General features: G+C 67.4%; 19 protein-coding genes and 3 CRISPR repeat arrays (2 of these 22 only partly in view). Of the genes, 4 read left to right on the top strand and 15 right to left on the bottom strand.

The window, feature by feature from the left end:
• A CRISPR array of direct repeats spans positions 1 to 1,788; the repeat unit is 37 nt; unit sequence GGTCCCCGAACACACGAAAACCGCGTCGGATTGAAAC; it reaches 179 nt to the left of the window's first position.
• A gap of 284 nt (positions 1,789 to 2,072) precedes the next feature.
• From ACN27F_RS30075 to ACN27F_RS30060, 4 genes are all read right to left on the bottom strand, one after another.
• Positions 2,073 to 2,201: a hypothetical protein gene (locus ACN27F_RS30075; protein WP_421438842.1), complete on the bottom strand. Its 129-nt coding sequence runs from the start codon at positions 2,199 to 2,201 to the stop codon at positions 2,073 to 2,075.
• Positions 2,202 to 2,470: 269 nt separating this feature from the next.
• Positions 2,471 to 2,662, bottom strand: a complete 192-nt coding sequence (locus ACN27F_RS30070; protein WP_421438841.1) for a hypothetical protein — start codon at positions 2,660 to 2,662, stop codon at positions 2,471 to 2,473.
• Positions 2,659 to 2,907 (bottom strand): hypothetical protein, encoded by a 249-nt coding sequence (locus ACN27F_RS30065; RefSeq protein WP_421438840.1) that lies wholly within the window; start codon positions 2,905 to 2,907, stop codon positions 2,659 to 2,661. Before ACN27F_RS30065 ends, ACN27F_RS30070 begins: the two co-directional genes overlap by 4 nt.
• Positions 2,908 to 3,020: 113 nt before the next feature.
• Complete coding sequence (locus ACN27F_RS30060) at positions 3,021 to 3,314, bottom strand: DivIVA domain-containing protein (RefSeq protein WP_421438839.1); 294 nt, start codon at positions 3,312 to 3,314, stop codon at positions 3,021 to 3,023.
• A gap of 125 nt (positions 3,315 to 3,439) precedes the next feature.
• Between ACN27F_RS30060 and ACN27F_RS30055 the strand changes: the two genes are divergently transcribed.
• Positions 3,440 to 3,646 carry a helix-turn-helix transcriptional regulator gene (locus ACN27F_RS30055; protein ID WP_421438838.1) on the top strand — a complete coding sequence of 69 codons (207 nt, stop codon included), beginning with the start codon at positions 3,440 to 3,442 and terminating at the stop codon, positions 3,644 to 3,646.
• 108 nt (positions 3,647 to 3,754) lie between these two features.
• Here ACN27F_RS30055 and ACN27F_RS30050 read toward each other — a convergent pair whose 3' ends face one another.
• The 7 genes from ACN27F_RS30050 to ACN27F_RS30020 all read right to left on the bottom strand — a co-directional run bounded on the left by ACN27F_RS30050 (position 3,755) and on the right by ACN27F_RS30020 (position 6,421).
• On the bottom strand, positions 3,755 to 3,925 hold the full coding sequence (locus ACN27F_RS30050; protein ID WP_421438837.1) for a hypothetical protein: 171 nt from the start codon (positions 3,923 to 3,925) through the stop codon (positions 3,755 to 3,757).
• Between the two features lie 13 nt (positions 3,926 to 3,938).
• Positions 3,939 to 4,148, bottom strand: coding sequence for a DUF397 domain-containing protein (locus ACN27F_RS30045; protein WP_289213204.1), 210 nt, complete (start codon positions 4,146 to 4,148; stop codon positions 3,939 to 3,941).
• Positions 4,149 to 4,162: 14 nt separating this feature from the next.
• Positions 4,163 to 4,447, bottom strand: a complete 285-nt coding sequence (locus ACN27F_RS30040; protein WP_421438836.1) for a type II toxin-antitoxin system Phd/YefM family antitoxin — start codon at positions 4,445 to 4,447, stop codon at positions 4,163 to 4,165.
• Positions 4,448 to 4,513: 66 nt separating this feature from the next.
• Complete coding sequence (locus tag ACN27F_RS30035) at positions 4,514 to 4,804, bottom strand: hypothetical protein (RefSeq protein ID WP_421438835.1); 291 nt, start codon at positions 4,802 to 4,804, stop codon at positions 4,514 to 4,516.
• Complete coding sequence (locus ACN27F_RS30030) at positions 4,801 to 5,079, bottom strand: hypothetical protein (protein WP_421438834.1); 279 nt, start codon at positions 5,077 to 5,079, stop codon at positions 4,801 to 4,803. The genes ACN27F_RS30035 and ACN27F_RS30030 overlap by 4 nt, the downstream gene beginning before the upstream one ends.
• Before the next feature lie 5 nt (positions 5,080 to 5,084).
• Positions 5,085 to 6,077, bottom strand: coding sequence for a CRISPR-associated endonuclease Cas1 (cas1, locus tag ACN27F_RS30025; protein ID WP_421438833.1), 993 nt, complete (start codon positions 6,075 to 6,077; stop codon positions 5,085 to 5,087).
• Entirely contained in the window at positions 6,074 to 6,421 is a 348-nt protein-coding gene (locus tag ACN27F_RS30020; protein ID WP_421440543.1) for a reverse transcriptase domain-containing protein, read from the bottom strand. Before ACN27F_RS30020 ends, cas1 begins: the two co-directional genes overlap by 4 nt.
• Positions 6,422 to 6,577: 156 nt before the next feature.
• Between ACN27F_RS30020 and ACN27F_RS30015 the strand changes: the two genes are divergently transcribed.
• Together ACN27F_RS30015 and ACN27F_RS30010 are read left to right on the top strand one after the other, a co-directional pair.
• The gene (locus ACN27F_RS30015; RefSeq protein WP_421438832.1) at positions 6,578 to 8,788 is read left to right on the top strand and encodes a tyrosine-type recombinase/integrase; all 2,211 of its coding nucleotides are present in this window, start codon (positions 6,578 to 6,580) and stop codon (positions 8,786 to 8,788) included.
• Positions 8,778 to 9,785, top strand: a complete 1,008-nt coding sequence (locus tag ACN27F_RS30010) for a tyrosine-type recombinase/integrase (RefSeq protein ID WP_421433000.1) — start codon at positions 8,778 to 8,780, stop codon at positions 9,783 to 9,785. Before ACN27F_RS30015 ends, ACN27F_RS30010 begins: the two co-directional genes overlap by 11 nt.
• A 14-nt stretch (positions 9,786 to 9,799) precedes the next feature.
• Here ACN27F_RS30010 and ACN27F_RS30005 read toward each other — a convergent pair whose 3' ends face one another.
• The 4 genes from ACN27F_RS30005 to ACN27F_RS29990 all read right to left on the bottom strand — a co-directional run bounded on the left by ACN27F_RS30005 (position 9,800) and on the right by ACN27F_RS29990 (position 14,165).
• Positions 9,800 to 10,498 (bottom strand): hypothetical protein, encoded by a 699-nt coding sequence (locus ACN27F_RS30005; RefSeq protein WP_421438831.1) that lies wholly within the window; start codon positions 10,496 to 10,498, stop codon positions 9,800 to 9,802.
• Between the two features lie 273 nt (positions 10,499 to 10,771).
• Positions 10,772 to 11,764: direct repeats of the CRISPR family, unit length 36 nt; unit sequence GTCCCCGGACACACGAAAACCGCACCGGATTGAAAC.
• A 165-nt stretch (positions 11,765 to 11,929) separates the two neighbouring features.
• Positions 11,930 to 13,027: a HesA/MoeB/ThiF family protein gene (locus ACN27F_RS30000; protein ID WP_421438830.1), complete on the bottom strand. Its 1,098-nt coding sequence runs from the start codon at positions 13,025 to 13,027 to the stop codon at positions 11,930 to 11,932.
• Complete coding sequence (locus ACN27F_RS29995) at positions 13,015 to 13,548, bottom strand: hypothetical protein (RefSeq protein ID WP_278170236.1); 534 nt, start codon at positions 13,546 to 13,548, stop codon at positions 13,015 to 13,017. Before ACN27F_RS29995 ends, ACN27F_RS30000 begins: the two co-directional genes overlap by 13 nt.
• Positions 13,548 to 14,165, bottom strand: a complete 618-nt coding sequence (locus tag ACN27F_RS29990) for an E2/UBC family protein (RefSeq protein ID WP_421438829.1) — start codon at positions 14,163 to 14,165, stop codon at positions 13,548 to 13,550. Before ACN27F_RS29990 ends, ACN27F_RS29995 begins: the two co-directional genes overlap by 1 nt.
• A 323-nt stretch (positions 14,166 to 14,488) precedes the next feature.
• Here ACN27F_RS29990 and ACN27F_RS29985 point away from each other — a divergent pair, with 323 nt between their 5' ends.
• Entirely contained in the window at positions 14,489 to 15,652 is a 1,164-nt protein-coding gene (locus tag ACN27F_RS29985; RefSeq protein ID WP_421438828.1) for a hypothetical protein, read from the top strand.
• Between the two features lie 246 nt (positions 15,653 to 15,898).
• A CRISPR array of direct repeats spans positions 15,899 to 15,949; the repeat unit is 36 nt; unit sequence GTCCCCGAGCACACGAAAACCGCGCCGGATTGAAAC (it continues 995 nt past the right edge of the window).

Here is a 15,949-nt window from a genome sequence, read left to right as displayed (position 1 = left end):
CTTGCTGCGGAGAGAGCAGACTGGGCACTTGTCAGGGTCCCCGAACACACGAAAACCGCGTCGGATTGAAACATTGTGATGGTGATTGAGCGTTCTTCCCAGACATAAAGGTCCCCGAACACACGAAAACCGCGTCGGATTGAAACCTTGCCAAGTCGTTGTACCCAAAGCGGGTCAACGGGTCCCCGAACACACGAAAACCGCGTCGGATTGAAACCTCGCGCCCATTCACACAGGAGGGTCCTCAATTCGTGGTCCCCGAACACACGAAAACCGCGTCGGATTGAAACTTGCTTTTCGCGACACCTTCCAGCACTTCCCCTTGTGCATGGGTCCCCGAACACACGAAAACCGCGTCGGATTGAAACCGAGGTACAACCTTTCCACCCCCTCCCGATGAGGGGGGTCCCCGAACACACGAAAACCGCGTCGGATTGAAACCCAGCACGAGGGCCACCTCCCTTGCAAACGCCAAGGGTCCCCGAACACACGAAAACCGCGTCGGATTGAAACTTAGTCCAAAGGATCCTTGAAGCACCGCACGCCGTGGGTCCCCGAACACACGAAAACCGCGTCGGATTGAAACCAGCTGGAGCACACCCCTCCGGCCGCAAGTTTCGTAGTCCCCGAACACACGAAAACCGCGTCGGATTGAAACAATGCCGTCCGTGTGGCAGGCGGACTTCTTGCAGAGTCCCCGAACACACGAAAACCGCGTCGGATTGAAACTTTAGTGTCGCTCAAGAAAATCTTGAGTGATACCAAGTCCCCGAACACACGAAAACCGCGTCGGATTGAAACTTGAGGTTGATGCGGACGCGGTTGGTCTCCTCGTGTCCCCGAACACACGAAAACCGCGTCGGATTGAAACATGTTCGCACAAGCGTAGAGAGGAGTTAGTGTCTGTCCCCGAACACACGAAAACCGCGTCGGATTGAAACCTCCGTCATTCCCCTTTCTGGCCATTTTTTCACGTCCCCGAACACACGAAAACCGCGTCGGATTGAAACACCTGGATGCTCACGCCGTGCGGCACGTAGCAGTGTCCGGTCCCCGAACACACGAAAACCGCGTCGGATTGAAACCTCTGAGTCACTTTACACCTTTCGTAGAATCGGGTCCCCGAACACACGAAAACCGCGCCGGATTGAAACCCGAGGCCCTGAGAGTAGAACCTTTCCAGGGTCCCCGAACACACGAAAACCGCGTCGGATTGAAACACGCCGCGTTGCGTGCCTTGGTGCTGGCGATGGTCCCCGAACACACGAAAACCGCGTCGGATTGAAACTCCCTCCTTCTCTTTACGCATAAGCGGACAAATGTCCCCGAACACACGAAAACCGCGCCGGATTGAAACTTGAGTCCCCCTGTTCAGGTCGTCGATGTACCAGCGTCCCCGAACACACGAAAACCGCGTCGGATTGAAACTGGCTCCGACCAACAGAGGGATCGGAATCCCGTGTCCCCGAACACACGAAAACCGCGCCGGATTGAAACATTGGTAGAATGCGTCCACGCATGAGCTTGGGAACTCGTCCCCGGACACACGAAAACCGCGCCGGATTGAAACGGGGGTGATGCCGTGGAGGCCCTCGATGTACCCTGTCCCCGAACACACGAAAACCGCGTCGGATTGAAACTTTTCGTAGAACAGTCGCGACGGCTCGAGTGGTACAGTCCCCGGACACACGAAAACCGTGCCGGATTGAAACCTTTGTCTCACTCGTGGGTAGTGACCGTCACCTCATTCGTGTCCCCGGACACACGAAAACCGCGCCGGATTGAAACCGATTTTCCACCACAACAACTCCCGTTTTAGTCGGCAGCACCCGAGCACACATGACCGAGACCGGATAGCGGTAAAACATCACCGCCACGTCGGCTCCGTAGCCGGCTTGGAATGTTCGTGAGGTGACGCTGACGCACGTTATTCTCGCGATTTAGGGTGCGTCAGCGTCACCTCGCTAGTTGCAGCCAGGGCCGCTCCGGCCTTCATGATCCAACACTCGGTCGGCAGCCTCTCGCAGCTTTTACCCAGGAGCCTCAGTCCGGATGGAGAACCTCGAATCAGATCAGTTCGGGGGCGGTGGGGTGGTGGTCAGTTCGCTGCATTTGGGGCACCAGCGGCCCTTGACTCGGAGCGAGAACAGGCCGGCCAGGAAGCCGAGCAACGCGGCGCTCGTCAGCGCGCAGATGTCCATGATCCTCTGCCTTCCCTACGAATGAGGGTGGTAGGGCCGGGCCGGTGGTTGCTGCCACCGGCCCGACCCCCGAAGGTCCGCCGGGTAGCCCAAGCGGGACGGAAGGACCGGAGCGCGCGCGGCCGTACGATGCCCGTTGGCCTAGGCGTTGGGCACTAGTGACCGGCCATGAAGCCGGGGCACCGTACGACGTAACCGCCCGAACCAGTTCCGTCCACCTGACCCACACGGACGACGGAACGCCCGGCCAGAAACTTGGCCGGGTTTGGTCACTCCCGGCAGTAGTACGACTCGTACTCGTACAGCGCCGCCCGGCCCTCCCCACGGTCGCGCCCGGAGAGGGTCAGCAGCTTCACGGAGACCATGATGCGCTGCCCCGTCCCGCCGGAACCCGCGTCACACCACACCTCCACCGTGTCCGTCTTCGGCAGCTCACGCGGGCCGATCACCAGGATCGTCACGACGTACGCCCTCCGCTCGAACCGGTGGGATCGAACCGGGCGAGCACGGCGGCCCGCTCCCGGCGAGACAGCTCCGGAGTGTGTGCCCACATGGACAGCAGACGTTCGGCGCTGGGCCGGTCGGTGGCCTCGAACGCCCGGAGCGCGTTCTCCACCCGGTCGATGACAGGGCTCTTGCCGGGCGGGTAGAGCGCCATCAGCCGGGCGGGTGCGAGTTCGTCCGGTGGGGCGGGGAAACTATTCATCGGGTCGGACCTCCCGTGTCCGATCAAGGCCCCGGGTTGGCGTGTCCGCGCCGCTCGGGGCCGCCTCGTCTGGCCAGGGGTGGGTACGTGGATCGTCCAGCGAGCTCCGCCGCTCACCACCGACCCCTGTTCCGGGCTTGCCGACCGGGCTCCGGATCACCCGATGCCGGCGGCGGGTCGTCGAACCGGCAGCCGATGTGCCGTTGCCGCCACTGCCGCAGTCCTTCCCGGAGCCGTTCGGACTCGGTCCGAGCGGCATCGCTCTGTCGGACCAGCCGATCCAGCTCGTCGGCGAGAAGCCCCAGATAGACGTACACCTCGTCGGGGTCCAGCCCACGCCACCGCGACCCGAACCGGACCGCCCTGACCTGGTGCGGTTCGACCTGATGCCCCACGCCCTCGAACACTGCGCAACCCCGATCCCGCGTCTCCCGATCCCTGCTGGCACACGCGAATCATGAGCCACACTTGCAGGAGTAGTCAATAGGGTAGGCCCGATTGGGTAGACCCGAACATGCCTACCGTTCGGCTCATGACCGGAGGACCGGGCGAGTTGATGGGTCCGTACGAGATCGCCGAGTACCTCGGCGTGTCTCGGCAGCGGTTCCAACAGATCGCTCGCCGACCCGGCTTTCCGAAGCCCTACCAGGAGCTACGCGGCATGAAGGTGTACCTCGCCGCCGAGATCACCGAGTGGGCGAAGCACAACCGGCCGCCGCGCCCGGACGACGACGAGTAGCCTTCTCCGCCCTCCGAGTCGGCAGCGCGGACCCGGCCGGCTCGGGCGAGGTACTGATCTACGTCCTTCCATGTACGTCGTCACCTGTCGGCGGCGCGCGCCGGCAGGTCACACGCCCGACACTCCGCCAACCGACTCGGCATGTCCCGCGAGGGTCTCCCGCGCCTGGGCCAGCGCATCCGCGTCCGGCCGGTTCCGCATCGCCGCCGCCACCGCGTCCAAGGGCGTCCCCTGCGGATCACCATCAGGTGCCGCCGCCACCCCACGCGCGGTCAGCAACCGGAAACGGGGATCACGTCCGTTCGGGGTACCCCTGTCTGGCGGGCAGGCTGTGGAGCAACGAGGCGAACGATGTACGGCTGAAGTCGAGAATCGGACCCGCCGGGCCGGCCTTACTGTCCCGCACGCCCACCCGATCACCCGTCACGTTCACCTCGACGCAGTTGTCGTCGCCGCCCGACCGCGTGGACTTGCGCCAACCTGCGGCTGGAAAGCTGCTCATGACCTCGATTCTCCTCACCGACCCGCCCCAGCTGCAGCTTGAACTTCACGAGGTTCGACCCCGAGCGACTCCAGCGCCGCCGACAGCGGCACGAACTGTCCCTCGGCACGGGAGCGGGCGATCACCGCAGCGTCCTTGCTGTCCCGGAACGCTTCGAGCTCTTCCCACTCGTCGATCCCGACCAGTACGGCCACCGGCCGCTCGTGCGTGGTGATGATGACCGGCTCACCGGTGCGCCCGACCGACTCCAGCGCCCTGCCCGCGTCATCGCGGAGGTCTTGCAGCGTGATCCGCTCCACACGGGCACCGTACCGCGCGGTGCTTTGCCAGCCACGTTGGCGACCCCAGTAGATCGGCGGCCACGTTCAGTGGGCGGTCCAGCCGGGTTGGCGGGTGAGGCGGTGTGGCTGGCGGACCGGCAGCCACTTGGCCCGGCGGGCGCAGTCGGGGCACGGGGCGTGGCCGTGGATCCGGTCCGCCGGGCCGGCGACCGCGGCCAGGTCGGCGACGACCCGGGCCGCGGTCAGGTTGACCTCCGGTGGCACCAGCCACCCGCTGTACTGGAAGCGGTCGGCGATCGGGCCGAGCCGGGCACGTACCTCGGCGCGGCGGCGGTCGTTCACGATGTCGTAGACGACGAGCACCGGCCGGTTCACCAGCCGGCCCAGCCCTGCTCGGGGAGGACTTCCAGCGGTACGCCGTACCCGGCGGTTTCGCAGTCCGGGCAGGACGGCAGGGCCAGCAGGTGCCCGCCGCCGGTGAACCGTTCGGCGCTGGCGGCGAGCAGCCGGTCCAGGTGCGTGTCACCGATGTGGATGGTGAAGACGCTGTACAGCACCCGTACGCCGTGGCGGCGCAGCAGCGTCGTCAGCTGCCGCCGGTCGCGGTCGTCGGGCAGGTCGAAGGTGACGGTCCACCAGCTGGGCTGCATGCCGGTCACCTCCAGCGGAACGGCCGGTACTGCGCCTGCTCGTCGAGCAGCCAGCCGCGCAGCCGCAGCGCCTGGCGGCGTACCAGTTGGTGGTAGGTCGGCTGGTCGGCGGGGGCCGGCCATTCGCGGGCCGGCATGGCCAGCCGGGCCTGAAACCGCGAGATCAGCGCGGACGTCGCGCCGGGTGTCAGGTGGGTGCCGTCGAAGTCGGCGTCGGTCACGGTACGCAGACCGAGTATCGCCAGTACGGTGCTTTCCAGCAGCGCCGGCCGCCACTCCTCCATCAGGTCGAAGGCGAGCGTGGGCCGGCCCCGGCTCGGGGTGTGCAGAAACGACAGGTACGGGTCGAGCCCGGCGGCGAGGATCGCCCCGTGCACGGTTTCCCGCAGCAGCGCCGAGCAGTAGTTGATCAGCGCGTTGGTCACGTCGCGGCGGCTGCGGTCGCGAGCGGCGAAGCCGTACTCGGCCGGGGTCATCACCCGGATGGCGCGGAAGTACGCGCCGGCCGCCGCGCCTTCGATGCCGATCAGTTGCGCCAGGTCGGTGGCGGCGCTGGCGGCCTGCTCGAACTCGGCGAGTCGGGTGACCGCCGCCCACACCGTCGCCGGGTCGCCGCTGCGTTTGGCGCGGCGGCGCAGCAGCGTCGCCTGGTTGGCGATCTTGGCGGGGATGACAGCGCGGGCCAGGTCGAGCCGGGCGGCCGGGTCGCGGTGCCGGTCGAGTTGACGCAGCCGGGCGGCGATGTGCCCGGCGGTGGGTGGTTCGAGCCGGCCGAGCGGGCGGCCGGTGCGGCTGAGCAGGATCAGCGGGATGTCGTGGGCGAGCATGCTGTGCATCGCGTGCGGGGTGACGGTCACCCGGCCGGTGGTGACGACCTCGCCGACCATGGTCAGCGGCGCGGAGGCACGCAGCACACCGTCACGGTGCACGACGAGCCGACCGTCGCGCCGGCCGAGGACACAGTCCGGGCCGATCACGTGGAACGCCTTGCCGATCATCGCCGGCTCCCGTTGCTGGCCGGCAGCTTGCCCCGCTGCGGAGTGTTGAGCAGCGGGTGGGTCCAGTCCGCGTTGGGCTGCTCGGGCCGGCCGTGTTCGCCGTCGAACACCCAGCCGAGCATGCTGAACCCGGCGTCGAACGTGGTGATCTGCGTCTTGCCCGGGTGCAGCCGCAGGTTGAGCGCGGCCAGCTCGGCGCCGATCTGCCGGGCGCCGCTGATCGCCGCGTCGAGGTCGAGGCAGAACAGCGCCAGGTCGTCGGCGTAGCGCACCAGCCGGCCGTGCCGGCCGTCGACCCGGGCGTCGAACTCGCGCAGGTAGAGATTGGCCAGGGTCGGGCTGATCGGCGCGCCCTATGAGCAGTGCTGGGTTATGCGCAGGGTCTGTCCGTTGGGCCTGGAGAGACGGACAGGGAGTATCCAGCGCTGCGCATAACGTGGCGACGATTCCGATCAGGGCACGGCGTGGTGCCGGGCCCACGTGATCGGAGGTCGGTTGCGATGGTGATGTTGTCTGCGTTGGTGTCGGGTCTGGACGCCGAGCTGAGGCGTCTGGGCTACAAGGAATCGACGTTGGTCTGGTATCGGGGCTGCTGGCGTCGTATGTCGAGGTTCTTCGTTGCTCGTGGCGTCGAGGATTTTTCCCTGGACATGGCGATGTCGTGGGTCGACGAGGCGTGCGACGGGTTCTTCGACAAGGAACGGGCGGGCACGCTCAAACCCACTGATGTCTACTTGTTCAGAGTCGCGCAGATGCTGGGCGAGTACGCGGCCCACGGGGCGGTGCTGCGCCGCTACTCGCGGTCGGTGAACAAGCTGGCCGGGGAGGACGCCGACGCGGTCGTCCGGTTCCAGGACTGGTTGCGGGCCGCTGACCTCGCGGTGTCGACCGTGCGGGTCTACACGACGGTGGCCGCGGAGTTCGTGGCGTTCATGGCCACCCGGGGAGGGCTGGCCCGGTGTGACGCCGGGGTGCTCGGGGCGTTCGTGGCAACACTGGCCGGATACCAGGCCAAGACCATCGAGCAGAAGATGTGCGCGGTGCGGTCGTTCCTGCGGTTCGCCTGCGCCGACGGGCTGGTCGACGCCGCCGTGCTGGACGCGGTCCCAGCGGTGCGCTCCAGCCGGCAGGCCAGGATCCCGTCGGTGTGGGATCCCGCAGAGGTTGCCCGGATCCTGGAGGCTGTCGATCGGGGTAACCCGTGCGGGAAGCGGGACTACGCGATCATTTTGCTGGTCGCCAGGCTCGGACTGCGGGGCGTTGACGTCAAACGGTTGGAGTTCGCCGACTTCGACTGGCCCGGAAACCGGCTCAGTGTGGCGCAGGCCAAGACCGGCGACCGGGTGCAGTTGCCGTTGTTGAAAGAGGTCGGCTGGGCGGTGATCGACTACATCCGCCATGGCCGGCCGGTCTGCGACTGCCCGCAGGTGTTCCTGCGACACCTCGCTCCGATCGGCCCGTTCTCCGACCAGGATCATCTGCATCAGATCCTGGTCAAACACGCCCGGGTGGCGCACGTACCCGATCAGCGAGAAACGCCGCCACGGCATGCACTCGCTGCGACACACCCTGGCCACCCGGTTGATGGAGGACGGCACACCGATCGAGCAGATCGCCGACGTCCTCGGCCACCAGTCGGTGCGATCGACCGGCGTGTATTTGAAGTCGTCGCTGGGTCTGCTGGCCCGCTGCGCGCTGGACCCCGACGCGCCCGGGTCGGAGGCGTCGCGATGAGCGCCGGCATCACGATGGCCGATGCGATCATCGCGCTGGTCGAGCAGAAACGCGCCGTCGGCTACAAGTACGCCGCCGAGGCGCGGGTGCTGGCCCGGTTCGAGACGTTCTGCCGCAGCGAGTTCCCTGGGCTGAACGCGCCCGATCAGGCCTCGGTCGAGGCGTGGCTTGCGGCCGCGCGGCGGCGGAAAGTCACCCCGGCGACCCTGCAGACGCTGGCCGCGCCGGTCCGGGAACTGGCCCGTTGGCTGGGCCGCCGGGGCACGCCGGCCTACGTCTTGCCCAAAGGCGCGCTGCCCAGACCCGCCCGCTACGTCCCGCACATCTACACCGACAAGGAACTGGCGGCCCTGTTCGCCCAGACCGATCGCTGCCGCTACTGCCCCCAGGTTCCGTTACGGCACCTGGTCATGCCGGTCCTGTTCCGCACGATCTACGCCTGCGGGCTACGGGCTTGCGAAGCCCGCCTGCTCCAGGTCGGCGACGTCGACCTCGACGCCGGCGTGCTGCAGATCCGCGACGCGAAGGGCGGCAAAGACCGGCAGGTGCCCGTCAGCGCGTCGTTGCGCGTCATGCTCACCGACTACCACGCTCAGCTCATCGGCCGCTCGGGCAGCATCTGGTTCTTCCCCGGCACGGCCGGAAAACCGCTGACGCTCGGGAACATCGACAAGAACTTCCGCCGATTCCTCTGGCAGGCCCGCATCTCCCACGGTGGTCGAGGCCGCGGCCCCCGCGTGCACGATCTGCGCCATACGTTCGTGGTCAACAACCTGCGTTCGTGGTTCGCCCACGGCGAGGACGTCGGCGCGTTGCTGCCGGTCCTGCAGACCTACCTGGGCCATTCCTCGATCGCCGACACCGCCTACTACCTGCGGCTGACCGCCGAGTCCTATCCCCACATCACCGCCCACGTCCAGCACACCATCGGCGAGATCGTCCCGCCCACCGCCGCCCGGCCGCGCCATGGCGACTGACTTCGCGGTCTTCCTGCGCCGTTTCCTCACCACGCACCTGGCCGGACTACGCGGCTACTCACCCAACACCATCGCGTCCTACCGCGACACGTTCAAGCTCCTGATCGTCTATCTCCGCGACGACCAAGCCGTCCCACCACAGAAACTCACCCTCGACCACATCGACGCCGCCGCGATCACCGGGTTCCTCAACTGGCTCGAAGCCGGCCGCCGCAACAGCGTGTCGACCCGCAACCAGCGGCTGGCCGCGATCAACTCGTTCTGCACCTGGATGCAAACCGAGGACCCCACCCGGATGGCCCGCTACCAGGACATCCTCGCCATCCCCGCCAAGAAACAGCCCCGCCCCTGCGTCAACCACCTGACCGTCGAGCAGACCCGCCTCCTGCTCGCCCAACCCGACCGGTCCACCCGTCGCGGACGCCGCGACGCGACCTTGCTCGCCACCCTCTACGACACCGCCGCCCGCGTCCAGGAACTCGCCGACCTCACCGTCCGCGACCTCCGCCTCGAACACCCCGCCATGGCGGCCCTGACCGGCAAAGGCGACAAGACACGCCACGTCCCCCTCATGGTCAACACGACCGCGATCCTGGCCGACTACCTGGCCGAACATCGCCTGGACAAGCCCGGCCACGACGACCACCCGATGTTCTTCAACCAACACCGGACCAAACTCAGCCGCGGCGGCATCGCCTGGATCATCCGCAAATACCTGGCCGGCACAAACACCCCGCGGCTCGCTGCCGCCAACGTCAGCCCGCACACCCTGCGCCACAGCAAAGCCATGCACCTCTACGAGGCAGGCGTCCCGCTGCCCTACATCCGCGACATCCTCGGACACGTCGACCTGTCCACCACCGAGATCTACACCCGAGCCTCAACCGAGGCCAAACGAAAAGCCCTCGAAGCCGCCTACACCGACGTCATCGCCACCGACGACCTACCCGAATGGAACCAAGACCCCGGACTACTCGACTGGCTCACCACCCTCTGACCCGACACACCCGCTTATGCGCAGCGCACAACCCCCGGAACCGTCCCCACCAGGCCAAACAGGCCGACGCTGCGCATAACCCAGCACTGTTCATAGGGTGGCTTATGCGCAGCTGCGCATAAACCGCCTTCGGGAACACCCCGACCCCGGGTACGCAGGCCGGCGGCGGTCAGCATCGGCGTGGTGAACCAGCCGCGTACGATCCGGCTGACCGCCGGGTCGGCGAGACTGCCGCTGACCATCTCGTGCAGGAGCTGGTGGTCGACGCTGGCGAAGAAATCCGCGATGTCCGCGCGGACCACATAGCGCAACCCCTTGTCCCGGTACGCGAGAGCCATCGTCAGCGCGTCCACCCAGGAACGACCCCGCTGGTACGCGAAACTGACCTCGGCGCGGCGGGTCTCCCACCGGTCGCCGGCGACGTGCAGGAAAGCGCGCTGGGCGACCCGGTCGGCGACGGTCGGAATGCCCCGGTCGCGGCGCTCGCCACCACGGGTGACGGTCATCAGTCGAAGGGGTTGCGGGATGTATTCGCCGCTGCGCAGCAGCGCGGACAGCGACTCCAGTCGTGGGCCGAGGTGGTGGGCGAACTCGGCGACGGTCACGCCGTCCGCTCCGGCGAGTGCGGTGCCGGCGGCGACCCGCGACCACGCGGCCCACAACGTCGGCTGGTCAGACATCCGACTCAACAGCCGGGAAGGAGAGGTATTCATGCCGAGATCGGACGGACGAACTCCGATAGAATCGGTGGCATCGACGTCACCGCCGAGATCAACAGGAGCTTATGTCCGGAAATGCCCCTTGCGACAACCCCCGACACGCCCGGGATCCCGGGTAGGTTGGCGGAAAGATCCCAAAGTGCACCTGAGCTGCGAAAACCCGCCCCACGGAGATCATTTGAGGCTCCCCCAAGATCATGATCAACAAGAGGTTGCCCCCGGAGCACCATGTTTGCCCAGCTCAGACCGCCCGGCATTTCGGACACGGTCCCCGGACACACGAAAACCGCACCGGATTGAAACCAGAGGGGAACCAGCAGCTGGAGCGATGGGTCAGTCCCCGGACACACGAAAACCGCACCGGATTGAAACCCCGGACAGTGCTCACCGCACTTCCCGCAGATTCCGCAGAGGTCCCCGGACACACGAAAACCGCACCGGATTGAAACCCGAAGCTTGAGCCACACGCCGCGTCCCTCAGCCTCGGTCCCCGGACACACGAAAACCGCACCGGATTGAAACTAAGGTCTACGCCGTGAGCGCATGTTGCCATCGACTCGTCCCCGGACACACGAAAACCGCACCGGATTGAAACCCAGTTGGCGGCGGCGGCCGTCGAAACCCGGACCCGGGTCCCCGGACACACGAAAACCGCACCGGATTGAAACTGAGGTCCGCCAAGCTCTCTGGCTCGTCGGATTCCCCCGGGTCCCCGGACACACGAAAACCGCACCGGATTGAAACGAAACGCTTGAATTGCAGGTAGCTGTATAGCATGACCGTCCCCGGACACACGAAAACCGCACCGGATTGAAACTTGCCCTCGCTAGAGGACCAGATCACGCCACATCCGTTGGTCCCCGGACACACGAAAACCGCACCGGATTGAAACCAAGGCGGCGCCAGCTTTCTCCTTTCAGCTCAAGTTTGTCCCCGGACACACGAAAACCGCACCGGATTGAAACAGGGGTGGGCAAAAAGCCTCCTCTCTACATCACATCGAGTCCCCGGACACACGAAAACCGCACCGGATTGAAACCTGATGCCGCCCGTCTTCTTGGGCTTCTCGTCGGGTCCCCGGACACACGAAAACCGCACCGGATTGAAACCGGCGTGCGCAAGCGCAGCGCCGAGTGCCAGGAGCGGCAAGTCCCCGGACACACGAAAACCGCACCGGATTGAAACGCGCGCGTCCAACCCTTCCCCCACGCGCGGCGGAGGTTTGTCCCCGGACACACGAAAACCGCGCCGGATTTGGGCAAGCAAAATGCCCGTCGTGGTGTCCGCGAGTGGCATATCACGACGGTGCAGCATTGATCACTGATGCACCGCAGCGCGTGATCCCGCCAGGGGATCAAAATCCCGTGACGGGATCACGCGAAATCGCATCGGGTCTACCGAGAGCCGGCGTCAGGCGGGCTGGGATCAGGTGTCGTGGTGGCGGGACTCGTTGCGGGGGCCTGGCTCGCCGGGTGACGGATATCGGGATGGCTGAGTGTTCGGGCTCTGCGGTGCTCCGGCAGCGTCGTGGGCCGCTGGAGGCGCGGTCGTCCGGGCCACGGACGGTGGGCCAGCGGCGTCGCTGAGTCCGCGTGGCGAGTCCGGCCCGCAGGCCAGGCACTCCGGGTCGCGGTCGGCGTCCAGCACCGTCGTTTCGTTCGCCGTCGCGTCCACCAGCAGATACCGCACCGGTGACCGCCACGGCGAGACATAGTTCAGCAGCTCGCCGACGGCGTACCCGGCGATGATCTGGTTGAGGAAAACCACGCTGGGCGTCGGCTCGGCCGGATCGTCGACCCGGTAGCCGGCCGCCCGGCGCGCAGCGGCCAACCCGGGATCAAGCTCGGCATCCACCAGACGCGGGTCGTAGCCGGACAGGCAGAGCAGGCACGGGCCACCGGGGCGGACCACCGCCAGATGCCCGCCGGCTTCCAGCCGTACCCGGGAATTGGCTTCTTGGTTGTGGTCGTCGGGCGGCTCCGGGCGGGGTGCCGGTCCCAGCTCGACCCCGACGTCGAGATAGCAGCGGGCGTACTGCACGGCCAGCCGGTTCAACGCCCAGCGTGGCGCGTGCCCGTCGACCGCGCCGACGATCACCTCGGCCGGGCGCACCTGCTGCCAGACGACCGGGTCGAGGATGCTGCCGGCGATGCCGCGTACCCGTACCTGCGGATTGATGGTCCGGACCGTGCGGGCCGCGACGGTGACCTTGGTCGCCGCCCGAGCCACGTCGGCCGGCTTGGCGCCGACCAGACGGTTCAGGTTGGTGGCGGTGACCGTGTCCGGGTCGACCAGCAGCAGGCCGCCCACCCCCAGGTGGGCCAGTGACTGGACGACCTGGCTGCCGACGCCGCCGAGACCGACCACGGCGACGGTCAGCTCGGCGAGCCGGCGCTGCGTGTGCGGGCCGAACGCCCGCACCTGCCGGTCGTAGCGGTCCGCCGGGGTCGGCCCGGTGGCGCCGGCCTGCGGGTCCGGCTCGCCGGCCGGTGCGGTCAGGACCGGTGTGGTCAGAATCGGCACAGTTTCACCTCGGTCAGGTCGTCGTCGCCGAGCAGCACCAACCGGTCGAGCATCCGCAGCGTCCCGTCGTCCGGGTCGGTGTACGCGCCGGCCACCGACGCCTGCCCGAGCACCAGCGACGCCACCCCGACCGGCGGCGCGGCCGGCATCCGGTCGAGGAACTCGGTGTGCGTCTGGCGCATGTTCTCCACGTCCAGGCCGGAGAACCTGACCGTGTCGTCGGCGAACGGGTGGCTGTGCACGTCGACAAGGGACAGGCCGGTCTCGAAGCAGGCGATCAGCACCTCCCGGGTCAGCCAGGCGGCGACTTCGATCCGTACGCCGTTCTGCACCGACAGCGCGTCGTCCGGGATCGGGATGGCCCGGGTGACCAGCAGGTCGGTGACGGCCCCGGTGCCCCACGGGTCGGTCCACCGGCCGGCGCGGGCCAGCAGGTAGGCGCCGCGTTCGTCGTCGCTGTCGCGCAGATGCCGCCGTACGGTGTCCCAGGTGTCGTGACTGATCCGCAGCACGCAGGTCATCAGTCGACCGTGCCGAGGTAGGTGCGGATCGCCTCGACGTAGCTGACCAGCGAGTCGAAGCGCGGATCCCAGTTGCGTTCCGGGTCTTCCAGGCAGTACCAGCGGTAGCCCAGCTCGGCGTAGCGGTTCTTGTAGGCCGAGAAGTAGTGGGCGGGTTGCACGAGCGCGCGGCCGTCGCGGCGGCGCAGGTGGTCGCCGAGGAAGAAGCCGTCCGGTGCGGTCTCCGGGTAGGTGGCCGGCGGCACGATCAGCACGGTGGTGCGGTCCGGCTCCCAGTGCGGCGGGAGCCGGAACTCGGGGATGTGCAGCCAGGATTCGTCGTCGGCGACGGTCAGCCCCGGGTACGCGTACGCGAGCTGGGCGGCTTCGTGGCGGATGCGCAGCCGCCTCGGGTCGAGCGTGTTCATCGCCTTGGAGTGCCGGGCGTGGTGGGTGAACTGCTGCTGATCGGCGACGCGGATCCGCTGGTCGTCGGGGACGATGACGTTGCGGTCGTCGTCCTGGCGGACAAGGACCCGCTCCTGCGGCAGGCCGGCCGCCCGCTTGATGTCGCGGCCGGACAGCATATCGTCGATCACCGGTACGTCGACCCCGTTGATCCTGATCGTCTTGCCCATGTCGTCCTCCGATTGCCGGGGTTGCTCCTACCTGGAACAGATGGACGAAGTGGCAGCGCAGTCCACCAGCTGGACGTGTGTGGACGGTCACCAGCCTCGGGCCGACCTCCAGTTGCTACCATCGAGTAACCACACGTATAGTAGTTGCACGAACACCAGGGGTTAATCTCACTGGCTGCCGCGACCATCGTCCACGGCCCTCGGGCCGGCGCCCTGGACGGTCGCTCCCCACCACACCACGACACCGGTGTCGTCCGGCGGGCACCCAGCCCGCCCGCTCATCCACCCCGCTGTTCTCCTGCGTCGCAACGGGAGGCACCTCGATGGACACCGCACTGCGTTCACCGGAAGACCCGCAAGACACGTACGCCTTCTTCTTCCTCGCCGTCGTCCGCGCCATGACCCACCACCTGGGGATGGTCATCGCCCGCACCGTGCACGGCACCAGCCACTGCGTCGACAGTCCGCGCGCCGCCAACCGGTGGCTGCACCTGTGCGCCAACTGCGCCGACGTACGCGACGAGCACATCCGCCGCCAGTTCGACCGGCTGCGGCGCAACGCCACCAACCACGGCACCGCCAGCGGCAACGCCGGCACCGGCTCCGGCAGCGCCGCCGTCGGCGGCCCGACCCGGATCGAGGAGATCAACCAGGTGGTGTCCTTCCTCTACGGGCCACAAGCGTCGACGGTCGACCCGGACGCCGCCGGTGCGGACCTGCTCCGCTACGCGCACCACCCGGACCGGGCCAACGCCGACATCGCACCCTGGCTACGCGCCGTCTACTGGCAGTTCGTGCACCAGGACCAACGCCAGGCCATCGCCGAACTGCGCCGCCGGTCGGCGACGGCGCGCGGCATGCATGCCCGCCCCGAACGCGACCTGACCACCGCCCGCTGGGCAGCGCCGCTGGCCGCCGACCCGGTCGGCCTGGACCTGCTGATCAGCTTCGTGATCGGGCTGCGCGACCAGGTCACCGACCCGTGGCGGATCCCGCACGCGGCGGCCAAGCACGGACTCACCGACCAGCAGGTACGCCTGCGTCTGACGGCGGCCGTCGACCTGCTCCGGCGGATCAACCCGGCCTTCTACGAAGCGAACGTCGCCGCCGCACTGCACCGCCGCGCCGACCGACTCGACCCGTGCGACGACCTGCCGGGTGCCCGGCCGATCCACGGCACCGCCCCGGGCGACCCGGCCGAGCGGTACGCCGACCCCGGCGACACACCCCAGCGGCGTCGTCGCCGCCAGGTGCTGCTGCGGCTGCTGGCCAACCCGGCCGTACGCCGCAGCGGGCTGCCGAAACTGCTCGCCGAGATGTGCGATGTCGCGCTCGAACGGTCCGCCGTCGACCTGGAGAAGTCCTGCGCACGACGATTGCGGCTGCCGGCCGGCATCGCCCGTCGGCGACTGGAAATCCTCGCGGTCCTCGTCGCCGGTGCCGGTGTCGAGTGGCTGGACGATCTCCTTTCGGAACCGCCCGGATAGTCCGGGTATCCCGGGAGGCCCACCGGAGCCACCCAGGGAGGCGATTGGTCCGGAATGCCCGTTGCGACAACCCCCGACACGCCCGGGATCCGGGGTAGGTTGGCGGAAAGATCCCAAAGTGAACATGAGCTGCGAAAACATGGCCACCAGAGATCATCTAGCAGCTTCCCAAGATCATGATCAACAGGAGGTTGCCCTCAGGGACCCCTGTTTCCGCAGGTCAGACCGCCCGACATTTCGGACACGGTCCCCGAGCACACGAAAACCGCGCCGGATTGAAACTTTCGGAGAAGCGCG

The sequence above is a fragment of the Solwaraspora sp. WMMB335 genome, from assembly GCF_049179075.1.
In the GTDB taxonomy this organism is placed as follows: Bacteria; Actinomycetota; Actinomycetes; order Mycobacteriales; family Micromonosporaceae; genus Micromonospora_E.
Note: the sequence above shows the minus strand (reverse complement) of the source record. Positions and strands in the feature narration are given on the sequence as shown.